This window comes from Streptococcus mitis (genome assembly GCF_023110375.1).
In the GTDB taxonomy this organism is placed as follows: Bacteria; Bacillota; Bacilli; order Lactobacillales; family Streptococcaceae; genus Streptococcus; species Streptococcus mitis_CI.
Map to the genome: position 1 here is coordinate 26,080 of NZ_JALDVV010000012.1, position 21,130 is coordinate 47,209.

General features: G+C 33.8%; 22 protein-coding genes and 3 pseudogenes. 10 read left to right on the forward strand and 15 right to left on the reverse strand.

Annotation, left to right across the window (positions count from 1 at the left end):
* Positions 1–15 precede the first annotated feature (15 nt).
* Complete coding sequence (locus tag M1G12_RS07690) at positions 16–558, reverse strand: helix-turn-helix domain-containing protein (RefSeq protein ID WP_247949659.1); 543 nt, start codon at positions 556–558, stop codon at positions 16–18.
* Between the two features lie 179 nt (positions 559–737).
* Between M1G12_RS07690 and M1G12_RS07695 the strand changes: the two genes are divergently transcribed.
* Positions 738–1,034: a hypothetical protein gene (locus tag M1G12_RS07695; RefSeq protein ID WP_247949660.1), complete on the forward strand. Its 297-nt coding sequence runs from the start codon at positions 738–740 to the stop codon at positions 1,032–1,034.
* Between the two features lie 147 nt (positions 1,035–1,181).
* Positions 1,182–2,723, forward strand: a complete 1,542-nt coding sequence (locus M1G12_RS07700) for a phage/plasmid primase, P4 family (protein ID WP_247949661.1) — start codon at positions 1,182–1,184, stop codon at positions 2,721–2,723.
* Positions 2,724–3,432: 709 nt separating this feature from the next.
* Here M1G12_RS07700 and M1G12_RS07705 read toward each other — a convergent pair.
* Genes M1G12_RS07705 through M1G12_RS07725 form a run of 5 tightly spaced genes read right to left on the reverse strand, consistent with a single transcriptional unit; the run spans position 3,433 to position 7,577 of the window.
* Positions 3,433–4,536, reverse strand: coding sequence for a DUF6287 domain-containing protein (locus M1G12_RS07705; protein WP_247949662.1), 1,104 nt, complete (start codon positions 4,534–4,536; stop codon positions 3,433–3,435).
* 6 nt (positions 4,537–4,542) lie between these two features.
* Positions 4,543–5,490: a hypothetical protein gene (locus tag M1G12_RS07710; protein ID WP_247949663.1), complete on the reverse strand. Its 948-nt coding sequence runs from the start codon at positions 5,488–5,490 to the stop codon at positions 4,543–4,545.
* A gap of 10 nt (positions 5,491–5,500) precedes the next feature.
* Positions 5,501–6,292 carry a hypothetical protein gene (locus M1G12_RS07715; protein WP_247949664.1) on the reverse strand — a complete coding sequence of 264 codons (792 nt, stop codon included), beginning with the start codon at positions 6,290–6,292 and terminating at the stop codon, positions 5,501–5,503.
* 15 nt (positions 6,293–6,307) lie between these two features.
* Positions 6,308–6,745 (reverse strand): DUF6568 family protein, encoded by a 438-nt coding sequence (locus M1G12_RS07720; protein ID WP_247949665.1) that lies wholly within the window; start codon positions 6,743–6,745, stop codon positions 6,308–6,310.
* On the reverse strand, positions 6,738–7,577 hold the full coding sequence (locus M1G12_RS07725; protein ID WP_247949666.1) for an excalibur calcium-binding domain-containing protein: 840 nt from the start codon (positions 7,575–7,577) through the stop codon (positions 6,738–6,740). The genes M1G12_RS07720 and M1G12_RS07725 overlap by 8 nt, the downstream gene beginning before the upstream one ends.
* Positions 7,578–7,760: 183 nt before the next feature.
* Here M1G12_RS07725 and M1G12_RS07730 point away from each other — a divergent pair, with 183 nt between their 5' ends.
* Positions 7,761–8,087 carry a helix-turn-helix domain-containing protein gene (locus tag M1G12_RS07730; protein ID WP_049531802.1) on the forward strand — a complete coding sequence of 109 codons (327 nt, stop codon included), beginning with the start codon at positions 7,761–7,763 and terminating at the stop codon, positions 8,085–8,087.
* A 322-nt stretch (positions 8,088–8,409) separates the two neighbouring features.
* Here M1G12_RS07730 and M1G12_RS09920 read toward each other — a convergent pair whose 3' ends face one another.
* From M1G12_RS09920 to M1G12_RS07755, 5 genes and pseudogenes are all read right to left on the reverse strand, one after another.
* A complete protein-coding gene (locus M1G12_RS09920; protein ID WP_345773308.1) occupies positions 8,410–9,888 on the reverse strand; it encodes a PspC-like choline-binding domain-containing protein in 1,479 nt (492 codons plus the stop codon).
* A 524-nt stretch (positions 9,889–10,412) separates the two neighbouring features.
* A pseudogene (locus M1G12_RS07740) lies at positions 10,413–10,710 on the reverse strand (tyrosine-type recombinase/integrase); the annotation flags it as partial.
* 652 nt (positions 10,711–11,362) lie between these two features.
* Positions 11,363–11,578 (reverse strand): hypothetical protein, encoded by a 216-nt coding sequence (locus M1G12_RS07745; RefSeq protein ID WP_084923589.1) that lies wholly within the window; start codon positions 11,576–11,578, stop codon positions 11,363–11,365.
* Positions 11,579–11,608: 30 nt separating this feature from the next.
* Complete coding sequence (locus M1G12_RS07750) at positions 11,609–11,818, reverse strand: CPCC family cysteine-rich protein (RefSeq protein ID WP_084923591.1); 210 nt, start codon at positions 11,816–11,818, stop codon at positions 11,609–11,611.
* A 214-nt stretch (positions 11,819–12,032) separates the two neighbouring features.
* Positions 12,033–12,218: pseudogene (locus M1G12_RS07755) on the reverse strand (CPCC family cysteine-rich protein); the annotation flags it as partial.
* A gap of 501 nt (positions 12,219–12,719) precedes the next feature.
* Between M1G12_RS07755 and relB the strand changes: the two are divergent.
* Together relB and M1G12_RS07765 are read left to right on the forward strand one after the other, a co-directional pair.
* A complete protein-coding gene (gene relB / locus M1G12_RS07760; RefSeq protein ID WP_001101478.1) occupies positions 12,720–13,007 on the forward strand; it encodes a type II toxin-antitoxin system RelB/ParD family antitoxin in 288 nt (95 codons plus the stop codon).
* On the forward strand, positions 12,997–13,344 hold the full coding sequence (locus M1G12_RS07765) for a type II toxin-antitoxin system RelE/ParE family toxin (protein ID WP_084923593.1): 348 nt from the start codon (positions 12,997–12,999) through the stop codon (positions 13,342–13,344). Before relB ends, M1G12_RS07765 begins: the two co-directional genes overlap by 11 nt.
* A 642-nt stretch (positions 13,345–13,986) precedes the next feature.
* Here the strand turns inward: M1G12_RS07765 and rpmG are convergent.
* The 4 genes and pseudogenes from rpmG to M1G12_RS07785 all read right to left on the reverse strand — a co-directional run bounded on the left by rpmG (position 13,987) and on the right by M1G12_RS07785 (position 15,270).
* Positions 13,987–14,136 (reverse strand): 50S ribosomal protein L33, encoded by a 150-nt coding sequence (rpmG, locus tag M1G12_RS07770; RefSeq protein WP_001265622.1) that lies wholly within the window; start codon positions 14,134–14,136, stop codon positions 13,987–13,989.
* 15 nt (positions 14,137–14,151) lie between these two features.
* A complete protein-coding gene (gene rpmF, locus M1G12_RS07775) occupies positions 14,152–14,334 on the reverse strand; it encodes a 50S ribosomal protein L32 (RefSeq protein ID WP_000290417.1) in 183 nt (60 codons plus the stop codon).
* Positions 14,335–14,485: 151 nt separating this feature from the next.
* Complete coding sequence (locus M1G12_RS07780; RefSeq protein ID WP_033608448.1) at positions 14,486–14,662, reverse strand: type II toxin-antitoxin system antitoxin; 177 nt, start codon at positions 14,660–14,662, stop codon at positions 14,486–14,488.
* A 25-nt stretch (positions 14,663–14,687) separates the two neighbouring features.
* Positions 14,688–15,270: pseudogene (locus M1G12_RS07785) on the reverse strand (SPFH domain-containing protein).
* A 235-nt stretch (positions 15,271–15,505) separates the two neighbouring features.
* On the opposite strand from M1G12_RS07785, the gene M1G12_RS07790 reads away from it, so the two are divergent.
* Genes M1G12_RS07790 through M1G12_RS07810 form a run of 5 tightly spaced genes read left to right on the forward strand, consistent with a single transcriptional unit; the run spans position 15,506 to position 20,973 of the window.
* A complete protein-coding gene (locus tag M1G12_RS07790) occupies positions 15,506–17,536 on the forward strand; it encodes a BglG family transcription antiterminator (protein ID WP_247949667.1) in 2,031 nt (676 codons plus the stop codon).
* 3 nt (positions 17,537–17,539) lie between these two features.
* Entirely contained in the window at positions 17,540–17,824 is a 285-nt protein-coding gene (locus tag M1G12_RS07795; RefSeq protein WP_000912476.1) for a PTS sugar transporter subunit IIB, read from the forward strand.
* Between the two features lie 12 nt (positions 17,825–17,836).
* Complete coding sequence (locus M1G12_RS07800; protein WP_024056492.1) at positions 17,837–19,183, forward strand: PTS ascorbate transporter subunit IIC; 1,347 nt, start codon at positions 17,837–17,839, stop codon at positions 19,181–19,183.
* A gap of 3 nt (positions 19,184–19,186) precedes the next feature.
* Positions 19,187–20,044, forward strand: coding sequence for a transketolase (locus M1G12_RS07805; protein WP_247949668.1), 858 nt, complete (start codon positions 19,187–19,189; stop codon positions 20,042–20,044).
* Entirely contained in the window at positions 20,041–20,973 is a 933-nt protein-coding gene (locus M1G12_RS07810) for a transketolase family protein (RefSeq protein WP_000986407.1), read from the forward strand. The genes M1G12_RS07805 and M1G12_RS07810 overlap by 4 nt, the downstream gene beginning before the upstream one ends.
* Positions 20,974–21,130 lie beyond the last annotated feature (157 nt).

The window sequence follows — 21,130 nt, forward strand, 5'->3', positions numbered from 1 at the left end:
TATGAAAAATAGTTATTATGATTTGTGTCTAGAACGAATACCTTCAATTAGTATTTGTAGAGCGGTTAAGTCTTCAGTTGTGAGTGCTTGACCATCAATAGTAATTTTTACATTCTTTCTAAAGATATAATCAAGGTTGATTTTAATATTTTTTCCATTGATAATATCTTGGCTAATATCTTTGTATGTTGTGGATACCCATGGTAAAGATGATGTTTTATCATTGAATTCTATTAAGTCTTTTAACATCTGTTTTTCTTTATCATTATGGATTGAATCCAGATTAATATTTTTAATTATCTCATCAATATAAGAGCTAGCTAATGTTTGATATTCTATATAGTACTCCTCAGAATTTAATCCATCTTGTTCGCATTTTTCTTTTATAGAGCATGCAGCAATACATTCAGTGATTTCAAAGAGCCTCCTTACGCTGGGAATCTTTTTCTCATTTTCAATTTGTGAGACATAAGACTGTGATACTTTCAGATATTCAGCAAGTCTTTTAGTAGTTACGTTACCTTCTGTACGGTATTTTTTAAGATATGCTCCTATCATTTTAACCTCCGTTTAATAACTTTAGTAAAATTTTAACATAAAACTCTTGACATGTAAACAGAAAACTGATAAAATTCAAAACAAAACCCAAGTTAATTAACCTAGTTAACTTGGTTAACAGGCAAGCTGTACTAGTTATGAGAAGATAGTTATGAACAAATATGAAAGAAGGAGGATATATGTATAGTATACCACAAGGGATATTATCTCAAGAAGCAGAACTAGCATTATTGGAGAGGATTGAGCATTTAATAAATGATTATCTATCACATGCAATGCTTTCACCTCATAGTGACTCGTTTGGCTTGATACAACAGAAAGAGTTAATCAAAGAACTAGGAATTAGTTTAGTAACTCTGCATGAATGGGAGAGTTTGGGATTAACCCGATACTGTCCACCAATAGAAGGAACTCGCAAAGTTTTCTATAAGAAATCAGATGTTATGAAGTTCCTTTCAATTACTAGAAGGGAGTAACTATATTATATGAAAAAATAAAAAATATAGTTGAAAAGTCCTATGATTACATGAAATACATAGGAAGTTGTTGCCATGTTGAATCACAGATTCAATTGCTCAAATACACTATACAGTGTGATGTTTATAAACAAAAGGAACATGAATATGTCAATAATTAAGATTAAAGCGAAAGATTCTGTATTAGAATCAGACTATGAATTTGAAACTTACCCTGAGAGTGCTATTCAATCTTTTGATATCTCTACCCCAATAGATAAATATAAGGATGCATGGCAAACATATAAAAATAAGGTAATTGATTCTAACCCACATATATCCGTTTCAGAAAAAGAGAAGCAGAAAAATAGAAAACCTTCTTTTCATATTATGGCAGAATTCTTAATGGCTCATCTCATTGTGGTTAGTATAGCTGAAATAGAGGATGCTGGGGAAGGTAGCTTATTTGTGTACAATCCAAAAGAGGGGATTTATCAACCTGCTTGGGATATAGTTCCTAAATTAGTAAGAAGATTAGAACCTTCTTTTAGGAGTGCTGATATATACGAGATTATTTGTGCACTAAGTTGTAGCTGTAAAAATGTAAGTATATATCAAGGTTTACGTTACATAGCTTTAGGGAATTGTATTTATGATACTTATTATCGGTATGGAATGAAATACAGTCCTTCAATTGTGTTTACACATAAGGTACAAGTAAATTATAATTCAGAAGCAAATTCTCCAGTATTAGGTGGTTGGTCTATTGATTCTTGGTTAGCTGAACTGTTTAATAATGATGCTGAACTAATTCACTTAGCATGGCAAACAATTTTGGCAGTGATACGTGGTTATGCTGATGAGAGAATTATTTGGCTGATTGGAAAAGGAGGAACAGGTAAGGGTAGTTTCCAGGAGTTGCTAATTAACTTAGTAGGTAGGAGTAACACAGCCTCCATGAAACTAACTGAATTAGATGGTAGAAACCGTTTTGCCACTTCACAGTTAATAGGTAAACACTTAGTTATTGGAGATGATAATCCTATTGATAAGGTGATAACAGACCCTTCTACTATGTTTTCTCTAGTTACTCATGATATTGTCACAATCGAAAAGAAAGGCAAACAGGCCTATTCTGCTCGACTTACTCCTGTGATTGTTCAATCATCTAATCGATTGATTAAGATTCAAGGAGACAAAGAAGCTATAGCAAGAAGAACTTTCATACTTCCCTTCGTTTCTGAATTTAACAAAGATGGTTACAAGAGAGAAATAAAGCAGGTTTATCTAAAACGTCAGGATGTATTAGAATATGTATTGCAAAATGCATTAGAATATGATATCAGTGATGGATTCAAGGATATCAGTCACCACCCTGCTATCAAGGAAATTCATGGGAAGTCTATGACAAGTGTTGAACAGTTTTCATCTTATCTGTTTAGTCGTGTGAAATCTACTTTCTTGCCGAATTCATTTATGCTATGGGCATATAAACAATTCTGTGAAGGAAATGGTTTAGAACGAGAAACTAAGGAAGTCTTTCACAAAGAATTAAAAGATGCACTTCCAACAAACTGGGTATTTAAGCCAACATTATCTAGTTGTAAATATTTTGATGAGAGTGATTCGATTCCTTTTGTTCATTCTAAGCCCTTCAGTTTAGATACCACAAAGAGGCATAAAGGGTATGTAATGAAGTCATGCTCTTGATACACTTGAAACAGTAAATTTCATTTCTATTTTCAATTTTATTTGTTTTATTTATCCTAAGAAGTTAGAAATTAGTGTATCAAGTGTATCATTCTAGAGATATACAAAGTGTGAACGACTAGCCCGCCATGAGCGAAGGCAAAGGAGTGAAACACTTTGTTAAGTACCAAATACGCCTAATTTATTCCATGGTCTAATTGACAGCAAGAAACAAGGCACTCTCGTACAAATGAACTGTCCATCCGAAAAACTAAAGCCTTTCGTCTGAGACGTTCTTAGCGTACTTTGTGCCTACTTACTGTCAATTTGCTTTCACGGCATAAAGGCGTATGCTCATGAGATAAGTTAGAGAATAAAAATAGCTATTTAAAGAGGTTTTACATTATAGAATTTTATATTTTTGTAGTGTTGACTTGGTTTAGCTATCAGTTTTTACTGTACAATTGTATCAATTTATCTCTTTGTATTTGTGATTAGTAATGCGCGTGATAATGGGATTTCTAAAGGTCGATTAAAAAATAGAAAAGTAATGGCTGTATGTGAATTTTGCTATTCACCGATTAACTCTCTATCTCAAAAATGTGTTAGTAGTGTGGAATTGTCTGAAGGAGGTTCATGTGATATAAAGGATATACAAAATCCCTGCAATTACTCATTGCAGGGATTTTTAGGTAACTAGGAAAATTTTGTAAGTAGAGAGAATGTTGTTTTAGTCTATTTTGTAGTAGACAGCTTTTTCATCAGATGGATGTGTTTGAGTAATGATAATTCTAGTTTTACTTTTATCAGTTGGGTCTTCGATTGATACCATTTGGTTATTCTCAAATCGTTTCATAGGTATACTTGTTCCAGGGGGATATATTCCCATTGAAGCTCCAGCAACCTCTCCACGTAAGGATAGGTGTAAGGTGTTTTCATTTGAAAGATAAATTCCTTCAATTTTTGTTCCACTTGTTAAACCGTTATTATCAAATGTAACCCAATTTCCTTTTTCATTCCTCCAAGTACCAGCTATACTTGAGTAGTCTCCGTGTAGAATAGCTTGTGTATCAATTTCTTGTGTTGTATTTTCTGTGTGCTTTTCTTCTGATGGAGTCGTGATAAGTGTGGCATCAGTAGCAACCCAGAATTGAAATTTTTCAGAATCTTCCATAATTTTTACTGTGAAAGTAACGGTTGCTCCTTCTTGCCATCCCTCAATCATAGATTTCTTAATTTGTACTTGTACACCAGTCATAGGAGCATTACTAGCTTTTACCCAAATAGTATGGTATGTATTTAGAGCTTTAAAATGTCCTGAGTATTCTTCCCAATATTCTTGACGTATCAGTTTAGTTGTGAATCGGTAGAGTTGTCCTGTTTTAAGTGTGCCGTCATTTTCCATATCTCTAAGTTCTTCTGCTGTAGTATCTATTATACTATCTTCAGTTGAGCTAGAGCTTGTAGTAGATGTGCTGGAAGAAGAGCTGGATGGTGCAGAGGAACTAGAAGTAGTAGAGGAGCTTTGTTGTGAAGATTGATTATCTACTGTTTCTATATTCCTATCTGGCTGTCTAAAGAGTAAAAAAGTAGTTCCTATAACAATAAGAATTAGAAGTGTAATTGAGGTTATAAGAATCCAAAGCTTGTTGCTCTGTGGTAGAGGACAAACTACTACGTGATTCTGATTTTGATAAACTTCAACAATATCATTTACTTTAGGATGAAAAGTTAACTCATTTATAGGAACATTTAGAGTCTCATTTGTGTGGAGTCGAATGATAACATGTGTATCTGAAATGTGAATAATTTGGTTATATATTTTCTTTTTCATGTAGTATTAGTTTTCATACATATAGGCAATCATAAGAGGTAGTGTTTTTGTGGCTTTGAATACCGTTTCATAACTTTGTCTTCCTTTTGCTAGTCCGTACAATGTTATATGGTCATCTTCGGCAATAACTCTATTGTTGTACTCAGAAGGAATAGAAACCAAAATAACTTTATCATAGTCATCATTTATAGCTACACGCAGTGTATAGGCTTTCCCATCTTCCATAGCTTGTAAAACTTTCCCATATACTCTTACTTTAGTATCTACGGCTATTTCATCATGATTCCAACTGTTATAATCCACTTCACCATAATTTGCTTTATCATTGTCTACAGTAATCTTAGGTTTTGATGGTACTGAGGATGATGAACTAGAGCTACTCTCTTTAGATGATGAAGGTGTAGTAGAGCTACTTGCCTTTGAAGAAGATGAAGAGCTAGAGCTATTTTGTGATGTAGTCTTTTTTGAGACTGTGGACTTATTTTCATACATATTTCCACTAAGACCAATAGATAATATAAAAGTTAAAATTGCTATAATAAAAGTCTTTATGGAACTTTTTTTATTAACCTCATTCTTCTTAATAGATGAAATGATAATAAATGTAAGATTTAATACAATTATTATCAATGAAACTATTAAAGTTGTTAACACCATAACTTCTAAGATATTCTCGTTAGAATAGATAGAGATACCTATCATAATTATAGCCATGGTTGCAATTACAAATATGTTTATTTTGCTTACCATTGATAGTTTGTTTAATATAACATTCTTAGCTGTGTCACTTTTTTTACTATTAACTTTTATAGCAATATCACCATATACCTCTACAAAGTCCCCTATACTAGGTTCAAAGTCACAAGATTCAATAGGAATTTCCTTTAAACTTCCATCTTCATAACCTATATAAGCAGTATCTTCAGTTATTTTAATAATTTTCCCTATGTTCATTGGTACTCTCCTATTTTAATATTCCAGAAAACTTAACTTCATCAGGTGCCATTACATAACGATTCACAGCGACTTCTTCTCCACTGAGAGTGTAATAGAATCTAGGGCTATTTACTCCGTGGGATTTGGCAATTTTATATAAAGATTTGTTTAATGCACTGATAATTGCTCTAAGTTCTTTGTTTGAATACGAAGCATTATTTTCTGTGAGAATGATTCTGATGCCAGGTGTTACAGATGTTTTTTCCATTTCAAGCATATGTACTCCTGATTGTGTATTTACTTTATCTACACCTTCTTGAATAGCATTATAGAAAGCATCTAAATCTACTTTTCTGTTTTCTTCATTAGATTTTTTCTCAGATTCTTTAGATTTTTTCTCTGCTTCCTCTTTCAATTTTTTCTGTTTTTCCCGTTCTTCTCGTTCTTGACGCTCTTTTTCTTCTTCTTTAATCTTTTCGATTTGTGTATTAAGTTTTGATGCTACTTCAAATACACGATTAGACAAGTCACTGAATTTGTTTTCGTAATCAGTTTTGTATGTGTCTTTTAGATGTTGAATTTCCTTTTTAACAGATGACAATTCACTATCCTCAGAAACAAGCTTCAAAGCTTCCTCTAGCGTTATATTTGGTTTAATATTTGTTGTGTCATTTTCTAGTGCTTCAACTAGCTTAGTAACACGTTCTGTATCTTTAGCATATTGTTGCTTATGATTGCTTGATTCCATACAAGCATAAAATAAAATTAAAAGAGGAAATATCAATGTAAATCCTATAATGTATTTAAAAATCTTGTTCATGCCTACTATCCTAATTTATTCCTTTCTTATAAACGACTCAATCACTTCAACACTAGCTTGACTTGCTTTCGGTAATATGTCATATACTGTACCATTTGTGAAGTAAGTGAGATTGGGGATTGTTTTGAATCCTACAGTTGTTTTAAAGATATTCCAACTTGTCTTATCTATATGCTCACTATCTAAGTAATACACAGTTGTCTCAGTTTTATCTACTGCTTTTGCTAGCTTTGGAGCAAATTCTTGGCAGTATGGGCAACTCTCTCTCCCTGTGTATAGGTAAAAACTTTCTTGATGTTGTATTTTCTGTTCCACAGCCTCTAAACTTATCTTTTGGAGTCTGTTCACAGCTATCTGGTAGTCTGTTTGTGTCAGAGTGGTTAAGTATGCTGTGAATGTGACAATGATAATAAGTAGTAGTGACAGTAGAATAAGAACTTTTTTACTATTCATCACATCCGTATCCGTCTTTGTCTCTATCTAACCATGGACCGTATTGTGGGTCACTAGCAGGTATGTTTACACGTCCTGCTTTTCGTGCTTCCTTACAGTTTTTGAACGGTCTTAAATTTGATTGTGGAGCAGGCGTAGACGATTGTGTAGGAGTAGTTGTAGTGTGAGATGGGGCTTGTTCTTGCTCTTTTTCTCGTGAAGATGCTTTCCTTTCCTCCTCTTTTGATTTGGAGGCTTCAATACTTGCTTTTTCCTCTTCTTGTGCTTTTTCTGTTTTTCTCACTTCACTGATTACTAACGAACCTTTATCGATTGAATCATATTTTTCTAAAGATACTGTATTTCCTGTATAGACCATAAGTTCATTCATTTTCACAGCTAGTGATTCAGGTGTACGAATAAGAAGCTTCTTGCCTGTTATGCTGTACTCACGGTATTCATCTTTTTCTTCAATCCCAATTACCTCGGCTTCAACTTCGTAGAGTTTATCTGTGTTAGAGAGTTTGTGTGCTATCTCTCTAACTGCTTTGGCTCGTAGTATGATTTTAACTTGTGGTGTATTTAGATAAGCGTCTACAGCTATATGTCCAGTTGGAGACCATTTCTCTATTTTAGAGCTAGTTTCACTACTAGATGATGAAGTAGAGGAAGATGAACTAGACTGTTTAACTTGTGAAGACTGTTTGACAGAATCATTAGCCTTAGTTTGAACTTGTGAGTGTTTAGTGCTACCGCTAGTTAATAGTGTGAAGAACAAAACAAGGATAAGAAGTAGTACAATACTACCTATAATCTTTTGTTCTTTGCTTAATTCCTTAAGCTTTTTAAGCATATATAACCTCCAGGTGTTTAACTTTATTTAATGAAATAAAAAAATATTTCCTAATAGTTATAATTATATCACACAAACTTTAACAAAAGAATATGTTTTTTGCTAATATTTAACTATAGAGAATGTAAACCTGATTGTTTAATCTATAAGATAGATAGTAGATTTAACATAGAGGGTGAAGGAATGGATGATATATTAGAAAAGATAAGTAATCAGATACGAGACTTACGAGCTTCAAAGAAGATTACACAGCAAGAACTAGCAGAAAGAACAAATCTAAGCGTTCCTTATATCAGTCAGATAGAGAATAATCACAGAAATATCTCTTTGGAAACTTTTGTGAAGATTGTTGATGCTTTGGAAGTTCCATTGAGTGATTTTTTCTTACCTTATTCTGTGCCACAAGATACAGAAATGATGGAATTATTATTGAAGATTCAGAGACACCCACAGCATAAGATGATTGTTCATAAGGTGATGGAAATACTTGAATTAAGCCAAGATAGTTAGTGTAAAATAAAAAGCACCTAAAGTGTAATTTATCCGAAATATATCCAACCGTAGACAGTTACTGTAGTATCTATTGCTATTTCAATCATGCTTCAGATTGTTATAGTCTCTTGTGAAGTAATTTTTAATAGTAATCTGTAGGTCAGGTAATTAGAAATTATCCGTACTTTTTGCATATTGTGAGGATTAAAAGTTACGTTATTTAGACAAGGAATGAGAATTATTTTTCTTTATTGAAGAAGTCGATTAAAAAATAAAAAGAAAAAAGAAAGCACTGAATCTGAGTATCCAGTGCTTATCTATTAACTTAAAAAATGTGTTACTAAATCCATTCCCCGTTAGCATTTACAGTATAACCATCAACTGTAGTGCTTACTGCTAATGCTCCTGAGCTATAAGAGTAGTACCATTTAGTGCTAACTTGATACCAACCAGTTTTCATAGAACCTGATTCAGTGAGGTAATACCAAGTACCACTTTGACTAAGCCATCCAGTCTGCATAGAACCTGAGCTGTTTAAGTAGTACCATGTACCAGATTGATTAAGCCAACCTGTTTGCATAGCTCCTGAACCATTGAGATAATACCAATTTCCATTGACTTTTTGCCAACCAGTTTTCATAGAGCCTGAATCAGTAAGATAGTACCAAGAACCTCCTTGATTTAACCAACCTGTCTTCATTTCTCCATCTTGTGCTAGGTAATACCATGCACCGTTTACTTGAACCCAGCCAGATTGCTTGTTGTTTGATTGGTCATAGTAGAACCATTTACCATTTTCTTGTATCCAACCTTGTTTCTGTGTAGTAGGTTTTTCTTCAGATTTTTTATCCTTATTTTCTTCTACCTTAATTTCATTCTGTGTAGTAGACTTTTCTTCTTTCTTTTCCTTCAGTTCAGTCTCTTGTTTTTTCAATGGTTCTTCAGATTTCTTAGTAAGAACTTCTTCAGCTTTAACTGTAGTATCACTCTTAGGCTGTTTCTTGATTCCTACTTTAATCTTTTTAAGAGTATTATATCCTTTACGCTTATTTAATTCAGCGATATACCTAGCATAGCTAAAATCTCCAGCTTCCATACCTCCGTACCTATATTCAGAGATTTTTGCAATTTCTCGCCCATCAGCAATAGGGTCTAGTACCATATCTGTTTCAGGGTGATACCAAGCAAGTTCTCCAGTCTTACCCCAGTAGAATATTCCTCTATGCAAGTTACTAGCAACATCTCCTATGTATACTAAATCTTCGTAACCTGTCTTAGATAATTTTTCTACAAACTCATCTAAATTTTTATTTTGTCGTTTTAGATACTCATTTCTATCTTTTTTCAGTCCTTTTTTAATCTGTTCAACAGTATTTGAACTATAACCGTCATAGTTTTGTTCTATATAGCCACCGTATCTATTTTTTTCAGCAATATACATAGCATAGGCTGTATCTTCTTGTGTTGGCGATTCATCTTCAGGAAAGAAAGATTGTGTTACTTTTTTTACACCATAGTTAAAATATTGATGAGTTATTTCTGAAATCTCTTTGCCATCAACAACAGGGTCTATCACTTTTCCTGTTTCAGGGTGATACCAAGCAAGTTCCCCAGTTTTACCCCAGTAGAAGACTCCAAAACGATTTGTAGCAACATCTCCTACATACTTATAATCATCTCTATCTTCTAGAGTTTTAGAAAAGTTCATTACAAGAAGTCTTAAGCTCTCTTCGCTAGGTTTAGCTTCTACAGACTTAATACCAGCAAAGACTATAAATAGTGCTATAAAAGCTGTAATCATTGTGTTTTTCTTTTTCACTTTAAATACTCCTTTATTTCATAATTTACTTCAAGCAATAAGAAAGTTATTTAGACTCAATTACTTAAATATAAATCGTAGATAATTGTAACATAAACTAAGTAATATCACCTATATTTTCATAAAAAGCCTCCTGTTTATATTTATGTTTAAAACATTGTTAAACACTACCTTAATTATACCACAGTTACATATATATTAGTTAATGTTTTTTAATAATTTTTAACTAAAGTAAACATACAACTTTAATATACAAGATGAATAGGGTAAAATAAAAAGTACCTAAATGGTACTTCTTACTTGCCTACTGAACTCATCACCATGAAATTTGTACTCCTTTTTGTCCACCTTGGAGTAAAGTTTAATCTATTTTATTTAATATGTAAATTCTAAAAATACTACAGAATCAACATTTATAAAGCATAACAAAGTGTAATTTATACTAAATCTATTCTACAACAAAATGCTTTAAGATAAGACTTTATATTGTAAGAAGCCTATAAAAGTGGGCTTTTTACTTTGTCTTAAAATGTTGATTTCTGGGTTTGTCCCCCTTTTTGTCCCCCTTCAAAAGAACTAACAGCTTTCTCATAAAATGAGACGGCTGTTTTTGCTTTTTCTTTGGAGAGATGACTGTAAGTGTCCAGAGTCATAGCTAATGTAGAATGACCTAGACGGTGTTGTAATTCTTTATATGGTATTCCAGAGTTTAGCAAGAGACTAGCGTGTGTGTCTAAAACCATGGAATCCAATATTAGGAACGCTAGCATGTTTGAAACGTGTGTTTAAACGAGTTGATAGTGTTTTATTGTTTGGGTATTGAGGAAATAAGAGAAGTTTAAAAGTTTGTTATTTTAAATTTGATGTTTATAAAATGATTAGCAGATAAGAAAAGGAACAACTTGCCTTAATTGCCTGCAGAATGGTAAGGAGATAAGAGAGAAAACACCTCTTAATGGCTTATCTCATGGTATGAGAGTAGTCTTGAAGTAAGAGTGAACCAAGAGAAAATAAAAAAGCACTTAGAAAAATCTAAGCGCTCAAGAGTAGTGGACGGTGTGCCTGTCCCGTCATCTCATACTATGAAGTTGCGTAGCGACACTATCATTTCTACCTCACTTCTCTTTAAACTAATTATATCATAAAGGAGTAGGAGCTTGACCACTGACGAAGTAGAAAAGAAACAAGAAGTATTAAAAATTTTGAAAAAGCAATTCAGAGACTAGACTTAGACTTGAAGATAAGTGATTGTATGATGTAGGACGTGAGATATTCGCCAATCTCTTTACAAGGCGAACTGGAGAGAGATTAAAGATATGGCAATTATACGAGGCGCTAGACATCGATAAGGCTCAATATGAGTGCCTCAAGGCTGATATACTGCTAGACTTTGCTAAAAGCTATCGAGACGGTGTTTTAGTGGTGTATAAACAAAACATATCTTAGGCTTAATTAAAAGCCTTTAGAAACGAATCTAAGGTTTTTTTGACTGGTTGATTTTATCAGTAATTTTAATTTCCTTGATTTCATTTTCAAAGAGTTTAATCCATCTGGTTCCAGAATTAACGGATAACCCATCAAGTTCTTCATCATAGACATCTTTGTCTTCGTAAAGAGCTACACCTTTAAATATTTGGCCATCAATATCGGTGATTCTGACAACCTTGTTATTAAATTCTTTAAGTTCCATCAGTCTCTCCTTTCGTACTACTATAGTCTGTTATATTATTGGAATCCCTTTTGTGTAAGCTTCTTTGGCTTCAGCAAGTGTCATTTCATTAGGGCCGCCATCTATATTAGTTTCTCCTGTATTTTGCCACTGACAGATGTCGCAGATATCATACACTGCTGTAACAGTACCACATACTGGACAATGGACATATTCGCTACCGTTAATAATGATTAAATTCTCTTTCCCAATCTTATTCATTTAAGGTCACTCCCAACACTATACAAATATATTAGCTATTTCAATACACTACTTTTTCAATATCATTGATTGTAATTGTTATGGTATCCCAGTCTTTAGGTGAATCACCTATATCAGCAATAAAAGTATCTTCGCTTAACTTCTCGACAATTGCTACCGTTTGACCGTTTTGTAACAACACTGTATCAAATTCTCGAATTTTTACGATTTTTCTCCTTGCGTAAGCTTCTTTGGCTTCAGCTAGAGTCATCTTATTTGGACCACCGTCTATATTTATAATACCTGTATTTTGCCAACGACAGACGTCACAGATATCATAGTCCATAACCTCAGTTCCGCAAACGGGACAATGTAACCATAAATATCCATCAATTTCCCATGTCTTTTTTGATCTATCCATATAAATCCCTCCTTCATATACTCGCCAAATCAGTCTTTTTGGTGAACCGTGAGTATCAACCCACCTTTCCATCATTATACTGCAAATCGAAGGGGATTGCTAATAATTGAGTGTGTATTCCAGATGTAGTATGATAGTATTATTAGGTAATAAAAAAAGCACGTTTGACCGTGCTAGTTTCTTGCCGGCTGAACTCATCATTTTAAGTCCTTTTTTGTTACCCTTTATGTTTTCTCAACTTATTTGAATTTAATAGTTTTTGAGAAAGTCAAGTTAGATTCATAGCAGGCTTATGCCTGTTTTTTTGTACCTAATCACTGCAAGATAACAAAATGTTGTAATATTTTATTGAATAAGATAGGCTTTAGAGCCTTGATATTAAGCACTTTGGGGCGTTTTCCCTTAGTGCTTTTTTTGTTTTTACTACCAGCTATAAGTATCTATACGCAACTAGACCTGTATAGTTTAAAGTGATATAATAGTCTAAAAGGAGGTGCTACTATGAATGTTTTAGAAAAAAACACACAGGTAAACTTTAAGACTAACAGAGACTTGTTAGAGAAGGCTAAAGCTATTATCACAGCGCAAAATCTTGATATGACAGCTAGTTTTAACTTGTTTTTAGAACACATTGTAGAAAATAAAGCCTTGCCATTTGAAACTCAAGTAGACAAAGAAAGAGAAGAACTTCTATCAGGGTTGCGTGCTGAAATTGCCCGTAGCTTTGACGATTTAGAACATGGAAGAACTTACAGCCTTGATGAAGTGAGGGCTAACCTTGGAATTTAACGAGAATGTATATAGCCTGATTATCTCAGAAACGGTACAAGAACAGCTAAGAGGTATTAAAGATTATATCTCAGCTAACTACTTTTCAGAACAGGCAGGAGCAAACACAGTTAAGAATATTCTTTACGGATTGGAACGTCTTGAAGTTTTCCCGGAAGCAGGATTTGATGCTGATGAAAGAGTAGGAGTTATTATATACCCACCCCACAAAACTCGATGCATCATTTTAGGCGATTACCTAGCCTTCTATCATATTTTAGAGGACAGAAAAGCTGTCTTTGTATCAGATATTATTCATAGTAAACAGGACTACATCCGTTTGTTCAAGAAAAAATAGCGCCTTAGGAAGGCGTTTTTGTTTGGGAATTACGTGATATTGATGATATAATATTTTGGCCCCCTCACTTTAAGGAAGGGAGGTGTTACATATGTTAGAAACTTTACTCACAGTGTTTCTAGCTCCGTTACTTATTAACGTGTTATCTGAGCTTTTCAAGTTATGGCTTAAGAAACGTAAGAAGTAATGGTTAACCCTTTTAGAGGGTAGCAAAAAACCCCATCGGTGGCACGGTGGGGCTTTTTTAGTTACATATGCTGTAACTTTACTCACATTGTAAGTTCATTCTAACACAACCCTTTCGATATTTCAAGCTTTTGTTTTGATATTTCCTCCGAGCTTATTCAACAATTCTAGAACACTGAAGTTTGTGGTTTGAGTTTATTACATTGAAATTACTAGACTCCATTCTACAGGTTAGATGATGAAAAAACTATTTTACACGCAATATCTAATATAGTGAAAAAAATACGACATCGGTTAACTAGAGTGTGCAGTAAAGTGCTAAAATTACCTGATTCAAATCAGTTTTACAAAAAAGATTGTAGGACGAGTAGAATTTGAATTGAAATATAAGATAATTAACAAAAAGAAAAAACGCTGATCAAGCGTTTTTCTTCTGTATTGATTCGTATTGAATGCTTATTTAACTTCTGTAAACACAACGTGTTTGCGAAGTTTTGGTGAGTATTTCTTCAATTGAAGACGGTCTGGAGTGTTACGTTTGTTTTTAGAAGTAAGGTACAAGCGTTCACCAGATTCTTTGTGTTCAAGTGTAATATTTACGCGCATGGTATCTCCCTTCTATTATTCAGCTGATGCAGCTTTAGCGATTTTACGTCCTTTGTAGTATCCTTTAAGTGATACACGGTGAGAACGTGAGTAATCTCCAGTAGTTTCGTCAAAGTTTACAGATGGAGCTGTTACTTTGTAGTGTGTACGACGTTTGTTTTTCTTCGCTTTTGAAGTGCGACGTGCAGGTACTGCCATTTTGATTTCTCCTTTAGGTATTTATATTCGATTCAATCTACTGATTTTCATCAACCATACTAGGATAACACATTTTTTTTGTAAAGTAAAGTTACTTGACAAAAAAAGATGAAAAAATTCTCCTGTCAGACCTAGCAGACAGGAGAAGGTGTTAAATATCAATCTCAAATGGTTCGTCAATGGTTTCTGATACGTATTTTCCGTCTTTCTTCCGTTGTTTGACACATTCTGTAAGGAGATATTCGATTTGCCCATTGACTGAACGAAAGTCATCTTCTGCCCATGATGCGAGTGCAGCGTATAACTTTGTTGAGAGTCGAAGGGGGATATGCTTTTTTTAGCTTCAACCATCTTTAGTAAAGACTTCCTGTGTTGACAATTGGTTGTGCATCATGATTGCCACAGAGGACGACTAGGAGATTTGAAACCATAGCAGCTTTTCGTTCTTCGTCAAGCTCTACCAATTCCCCTTCATTGAGCCGTTCTAGTGCCATTTCAACCATTCCTACAGCACCATCTACAATCATCTTACGGGCATCAATAATGGTAGTAATTTCTGTAGCATAAGCTAGGTAAGTGATACGTGCTTCAAGGATTTCCTAAGCAGTCATTGTCATTTGATGATTTAGCTCCTAAAAAAGGAGATTTTGTGCTAACATCACCACTTTGTCCAAGTCGAGTGTGGTTTGCAGGGTTGACTGCTACGCTGAAGGGATTGACAAAGTAAAAGCCAGGTTCTTTGATGGTACCTGTATAGTTACCAAAGAGTGTCAGAACCATAGCCTCCTGAGGTTTGACAACTTTTAAACCAGCATGAGTTAGCGTTGCAATTACGATTAGTAAAGGTCCGATAATAATTCCAAAAATGTTTTCCGAACCAACACCCATTTTAAATATAAAGATACCAAGTACGATTGTCAACTCAATGAGAATCAATGCTAATACACCATTTGGTTATGAATTGATTAGTTTTTCAGTCATAAGAATGACCTCTGTTATTTGATATCTAAATGATATCATTTTGTTTTTAAAAATTAATAGAAAGTTGACAAATAATCACTAAAAAGTTTCAGCCCAATAATTACTTATAGGAAGTGAGATTATATTGTGCTGAAATACTCTTTTATTCTTATAACTTTTACACTATAATTGTAGTTAGAAAGGAAGAGAAATGTTTGATTATAGAGCACTAGTTATTTTGATGACTTTGATGGATCATTGTGAGCTATCATTATATGAATTATCTGTTAAGGTGAGCTTACCTATAAAGGAAGTCAAAGAAGGAATAGATTATTTAGTGCCTTATCTAGCTAATAAAGGGATAGTGCTGGATAAAAAACAAGGTCGCTATAGTTTATCAAATCGTACGAAGCAGTCTTTGACAGATATTATTAAGTCGGATGAATTGGTTTTACCAAAGTCGACTCGCTTAGCATTAATCTATCTTTACACTTTTTGCCGATTAGATTTTATATCGAATAATCATTACCAAGACTTTTTGAAAGTAAGTAAGAATACAACCTTATCTGATATTCAATCATTAAGAAAGATTATGTTGGATAATGATTTGGAGCTAGGGTACAGTAGAGCAAAAGGTTATACTTTACACGGTTCAGAGTGGAATAAGCACCGTTTAGCTTTTCAAATGGTTAGTGAGTTGCTGGAATCCTCCATAGGGATTTGGGGGTTGGATTATGTTTTATCCAGTTGGGGGTATTCATTAACTTATGATTTGATTGATCAGGTAGTTAAAGATTATTATGAAAAGCTACAGATAGTACCTATTGTTAATCAATTAAAAGTTTGCCTTTTCGGTTTAGTATTCATTATATGTAGGTATCAAAGGGATGTTGAAAGAGTATGTCTTTCAGAGACATTAGTATCTCCTATTATTCAAGATATAACGACTATTTTATTAGATACAGTAGTTGATTTGGGAATTATAGATACGGTATTTTCAGAGGATGATTATCGCTATGTCACAGTTTTATTATCAAGTTGCTTTGAAGGTGAAGTAGATGTTGCTCCGGTTTACTTTAATCAATTAACAGAGGCTATTATAAGTAGAATGGAAGATATTTCTTTGTTACATTTTAAACAAAGAGAAGTATTGAGAGAAAATCTTCGCCGCCACCTTATACCGGCTTACTATAGATTAAAGTTCGGCTTACCTAGCTCAAATGAATATGTGTTGCATGTTAAAGAACATTATCCTGATTTATTTGAACTAGTAAAAGATTCTTTGACTCCCTTGATGGACGCTATTGACAAGCCCATACCTGATAGTGAAACAGCATATTTTGTTATCCATTTTGGAGGATATTTAAAGAAAGCAGACAATTTGCCTCAAAAATGTTATAAAGCAGCAATTATCTGTCCTAATGGAATTAGTTCTTCATTGATGATAAAAGAGAATCTATTAGCATTATTCCCTCAAATTGAGTTTATAGGAACCTCAAAGATTGATGATTTATATGCGAAAACTAGTAGTGACTATGATATGGTTTTTTCTACTATAAAGGTGGATACAGAGAAGCCAAATTATCTAGTTTCTGTTATGATGACGGAAGAACAAACAACACAGTTAGTTGAATTGGTATCAAAAGATTTTCCGGATACAGGTTATCAAGATATTGAGCTGAATCAGATAATTAGTATAGTAAGACGATATAGTGTAATCACACAAGAATTAGAGTTGAAATTAGCATTAAAGCGATATCTCTATCAAGAAATGAATAGAAAGGAAATGTTACCATTGTTAGAAGAATTAATTACAAAAGAAACCTATCAGGTTAGTTCGAAAAAATTAGGATGGAAGGAGGCGATTCGTTTAGCAGCTAAACCGCTTTTGGATCAACATAAGATAACTGAGAACTACCCTGAGGCAATGATTCAAAAAGTAGAAGAGTTTGGACCTTTTATTAATTTAGGGAAGGGAGTAGCAATTCCTCACGCTCGACCAGATGAAGGCGTGAATGAAATAGGAATGTCAATGTTAGTTTTGGAAGAGCCGATTTATTTATTGGATAATCCAGAACAAGAGGTAAGATTGTTGATTTGTATTGCAGCTATTGATAATGAGAGTCATTTAAAGGCTTTGTCACATTTAACAACAATTTTAAGAGATAAAAATCATGTTCAAACTTTAATATCATCAAAAAACTATGATGACATTGAAATGATAATTAAACAGGAGGATTAGATAATGTTAAAAATTGGTACAGCTTGTGGTTCAGGATTAGGTTCAAGTTTTATGGTACAGATGAATATTGAATCTGTATTGAGTGATTTGAATGTTTCAGATGTAGAAGTTGAACACTATGATTTAGGTGGAGCAGATCCAAATGCAGCTGATATTTGGATTGTTGGTCGTGATTTAGCTGATTCAGCTAGTCATCTTGGAGATGTTCGTATCTTAAATAGTATTATTGATATGGATGAACTACGAGAATTAATTACTAAACTTTGTGAAGAAAAAGGACTTATTTAGGAGGCTAGCGTCATGATGAAGTTCATATTGGATATTGTTAGTACACCAGCTATTTTAGTAGCTTTAATTGCAATCTTAGGATTAGTTCTTCAGAAGAAGAAATTACCTGATATTATTAAAGGTGGAATTAAGACCTTTGTTGGTTTCTTAGTTGTATCTGGTGGTGCAGGAATTGTACAAAATTCTTTGAATCCATTTGGTACCATGTTTGAACATGCTTTTCATTTATCTGGAGTTGTACCGAATAATGAAGCAATTGTAGCTGTAGCTTTAACCACATATGGCTCAGCTACTGCAATGATTATGTTTGCAGGTATGGTATTCAATATCTTAATTGCTCGTTTTACTCGATTCAAATATATCTTTTTAACAGGGCACCACACTCTATATATGGCGTGTATGATTGCGGTCATTTTATCAGTTGCTGGTTTTACAAGTTTGCCTCTTATCTTACTAGGAGGATTAGCACTTGGTATTATTATGAGTGTTTCCCCGGCATTTGTGCAAAAATATATGGTTCAATTAACTGGAAATGACAAGGTGGCTTTAGGTCATTTCAGTTCTTTGGGATATTGGTTAAGTGGTTTCACTGGTAGCCTTATCGGTGACAAATCAAAATCAACAGAGGACATTAAATTCCCAAAGAGTTTAGCTTTTTTACGTGATAGTACTGTTAGTATTACTTTATCTATGGCAGTTATTTACATTATTGTAGCTATCTTTGCAGGGTCAGAATATATAGAAAAAGAAATCAGTAATGGTACAAGTGGTCTAGTTTATGCTTTACAATTAGCAGGTCAATTTGCAGCAGGTGTATTTGTTATTTTAGCAGGTGTTCGCCTTATTTTGGGTGAAATTGTTCCAGCCTTTAAAGGTATTTCAGAGCGTCTTGTACCTAATTCAAAACCTGCTTTGGATTGTCCGATTGTTTATACTTATGCACCTAATGCAGTCCTAATTGGATTTATCTCTAGTTTTGTTGGTGGTTTAGTAAGTATGGCAATTATGATTGCTTCAGGAACGGTTGTCATCTTACCAGGCGTTGTGCCTCATTTCTTCTGTGGAGCGACTGCAGGTGTCATTGGGAATGCATCTGGTGGTGTTCGTGGAGCCACTATTGGAGCATTTTTACAAGGTATTTTAATTAGTTTTCTTCCAGTCTTTTTGATGCCAGTTTTGGGAGGACTTGGTTTCCAAGGGTCAACTTTCTCAGATGCAGATTTTGGTCTATCAGGAATTATTTTAGGAATGTTGAATCAATTTGGCTCACAAGCAGGCATTGTTATTGGTCTTGTTCTTATTCTAGCAGTTATGTTTGGAGTATCCTTTATTAAAAAGCCATCTGCAAAGGAGGAATAAGGGATGATTTTAAGTGAAAATAGAGAAGATGAGTTAAGAAAATTTGCAACAAAAATCCGATTAAATACTCTTAGAACATTGAATCATCTTGGATTCGGCCATTATGGAGGGAGTCTGTCTATAGTAGAAGTTTTAGCAGTGCTTTATGGTGAAATAATGCCGATGACTCCAGAAATATTTGCGTCACGAGATAGAGATTATTTTGTTTTATCCAAGGGACATGCTGGACCAGCTTTGTACAGCACACTCTATTTGAATGGTTTCTTTGACAAAGAATTCTTATATTCTTTAAATACAAATGGAACCAAATTACCGTCTCATCCTGATAGAAATCTAACGCCGGGCATAGATATGACAACTGGCTCTTTAGGACAGGGAATTAGTGTTGCAACCGGACTTGCATATGGTCAGAGAATAAGAAAAAGTCCCTTTTACACCTATGCTATTGTTGGAGATGGTGAGTTAAATGAGGGACAATGTTGGGAGGCTATACAGTTTGCTTCTCATCAACAGTTATCTAATTTAATTGTATTTGTAGACGATAACAAAAAACAATTAGATGGTTTTACAAAGGATATTTGTAATCCAGGTGATTTTGTAGAAAAATTCTCAGCATTTGGATTTGAATCCATTAGGGTCAATGGTTCAGATATTAGAGAAATTTATGAAGGGATTAACCAATTAAAACAGTCAAATGATTCATCCCCTAAGTGTATTGTATTAGATACTACTAAAGGTCAAGGAGTTCGAGAGCTGGAAGAAATGAAATCCAATCATCATCTTCGCCCTACTGTAGAGGAGAGACAAATGTTAACTTCAGTTGTAGAAAGATTAAGTCAGGAATTGGAGGAAACAGAATGATGAGAAGTACGAAAGAATTACGACATGTGTATAGAGATTTCCTTCTAGAGGCTAACCAAAGTTATTCTGATATAGTAGTTTTAGAAGCAGATTTGTCAAGTTCGATGGCTACTAATAATCTTGAAAAGGACTTTAGAGACCGTTATGTGAATGTTGGAATCATGGAAGCAGAAATGGTCGGGCTTGCAGCAGGTTTATCTATTCAGGGGTTTAGACCTTATCTTCATACATTTGGCCCTTTTGCTTCACGAAGAGTATTTGATCAATTATTTATTTCTCTTGGATACGCACAATTGGATGCCACTGTGATTGGATCAGATGCAGGAGTAACTGCAGAAATGAATGGTGGGACACATATGCCATTTGAAGAAATTGGATTGTTACGTTTAATTCCTAAATCAATCATTTTCGAAGCAACTGATGATATCCAATTTCGTGAAATCTTGAACCAGACATTAGACTTAAAAGGACTAAAATATATTCGAACAATTAGAAAAGCTCCAGAGGCTGTATATCAAGGTGGAGAAGATTTTTCTAAAGGCTACATTGAGTTAAGACACGGTGAAGATGTTGTAATAGTTGCTTCTGGCATAATGGTTGCTCCAAGTATTCGAGTTGCGGATGAACTGTTTAAATTAGGTTATTCAGTAGGTGTGATAGATTTATTTAGAATCAAACCGATACCAGAACAGATAAAAACAATGTTAAGTGGAAAAACTATATTTACTGTAGAAAACCACAATCAGATAGGTGGAATTGGCAGTGCTTTATGTGAATTATTCTCTGATGATGGAATAACAAAAATTCATCGGATGGGTGTTCAAGAAAGATTCGGTCAAGTAGGGAAAATGGATTATCTTCTTAATGAATATGGTTTGAGTGAATCGAATATAAAAGAGAAAGTTCTAGAGTTTTATAATGCAAGATAGATGTTAAATACACTTATCTGAAAGAACTTCTGTAAAAATTACATTACGTTATTTAAAGCAAGCGGATTAAAAGCATATTCTGGTAATCAGAAAGTGCCCTGATCCGCTTTGTTGTTTTTAATTTAAAATGTTTATATGTGTATAGAATTTTCTGAAA

Excerpts from the sequence above, each read along its gene's own strand:
- M1G12_RS07690 (WP_247949659.1), bottom strand. The coding sequence starts at position 558 with ATGATAGGAGCATATCTTAAAAAATACCGTACAGAAGGTAACGTAACT.
- M1G12_RS07695 (WP_247949660.1), top strand. The coding sequence starts at position 738 with ATGTATAGTATACCACAAGGGATATTATCTCAAGAAGCAGAACTAGCA.
- M1G12_RS07700 (WP_247949661.1), top strand. The coding sequence starts at position 1,182 with ATGTCAATAATTAAGATTAAAGCGAAAGATTCTGTATTAGAATCAGAC.
- M1G12_RS07705 (WP_247949662.1), bottom strand. The coding sequence starts at position 4,536 with ATGAAAAAGAAAATATATAACCAAATTATTCACATTTCAGATACACAT.
- M1G12_RS07710 (WP_247949663.1), bottom strand. The coding sequence starts at position 5,490 with ATGAACATAGGGAAAATTATTAAAATAACTGAAGATACTGCTTATATA.
- M1G12_RS07715 (WP_247949664.1), bottom strand. The coding sequence starts at position 6,292 with ATGAACAAGATTTTTAAATACATTATAGGATTTACATTGATATTTCCT.
- M1G12_RS07720 (WP_247949665.1), bottom strand. The coding sequence starts at position 6,745 with ATGAATAGTAAAAAAGTTCTTATTCTACTGTCACTACTACTTATTATC.
- M1G12_RS07725 (WP_247949666.1), bottom strand. The coding sequence starts at position 7,577 with ATGCTTAAAAAGCTTAAGGAATTAAGCAAAGAACAAAAGATTATAGGT.
- M1G12_RS07730 (WP_049531802.1), top strand. The coding sequence starts at position 7,761 with ATGGATGATATATTAGAAAAGATAAGTAATCAGATACGAGACTTACGA.
- M1G12_RS07745 (WP_084923589.1), bottom strand. The coding sequence starts at position 11,578 with ATGGAACTTAAAGAATTTAATAACAAGGTTGTCAGAATCACCGATATT.
- M1G12_RS07750 (WP_084923591.1), bottom strand. The coding sequence starts at position 11,818 with ATGAATAAGATTGGGAAAGAGAATTTAATCATTATTAACGGTAGCGAA.
- relB (WP_001101478.1), top strand. The coding sequence starts at position 12,720 with ATGAATGTTTTAGAAAAAAACACACAGGTAAACTTTAAGACTAACAGA.
- rpmG (WP_001265622.1), bottom strand. The coding sequence starts at position 14,136 with ATGCGCGTAAATATTACACTTGAACACAAAGAATCTGGTGAACGCTTG.
- rpmF (WP_000290417.1), bottom strand. The coding sequence starts at position 14,334 with ATGGCAGTACCTGCACGTCGCACTTCAAAAGCGAAGAAAAACAAACGT.
- M1G12_RS07790 (WP_247949667.1), top strand. The coding sequence starts at position 15,506 with ATGTTTGATTATAGAGCACTAGTTATTTTGATGACTTTGATGGATCAT.
- M1G12_RS07795 (WP_000912476.1), top strand. The coding sequence starts at position 17,540 with ATGTTAAAAATTGGTACAGCTTGTGGTTCAGGATTAGGTTCAAGTTTT.
- M1G12_RS07800 (WP_024056492.1), top strand. The coding sequence starts at position 17,837 with ATGATGAAGTTCATATTGGATATTGTTAGTACACCAGCTATTTTAGTA.
- M1G12_RS07805 (WP_247949668.1), top strand. The coding sequence starts at position 19,187 with ATGATTTTAAGTGAAAATAGAGAAGATGAGTTAAGAAAATTTGCAACA.
- M1G12_RS07810 (WP_000986407.1), top strand. The coding sequence starts at position 20,041 with ATGATGAGAAGTACGAAAGAATTACGACATGTGTATAGAGATTTCCTT.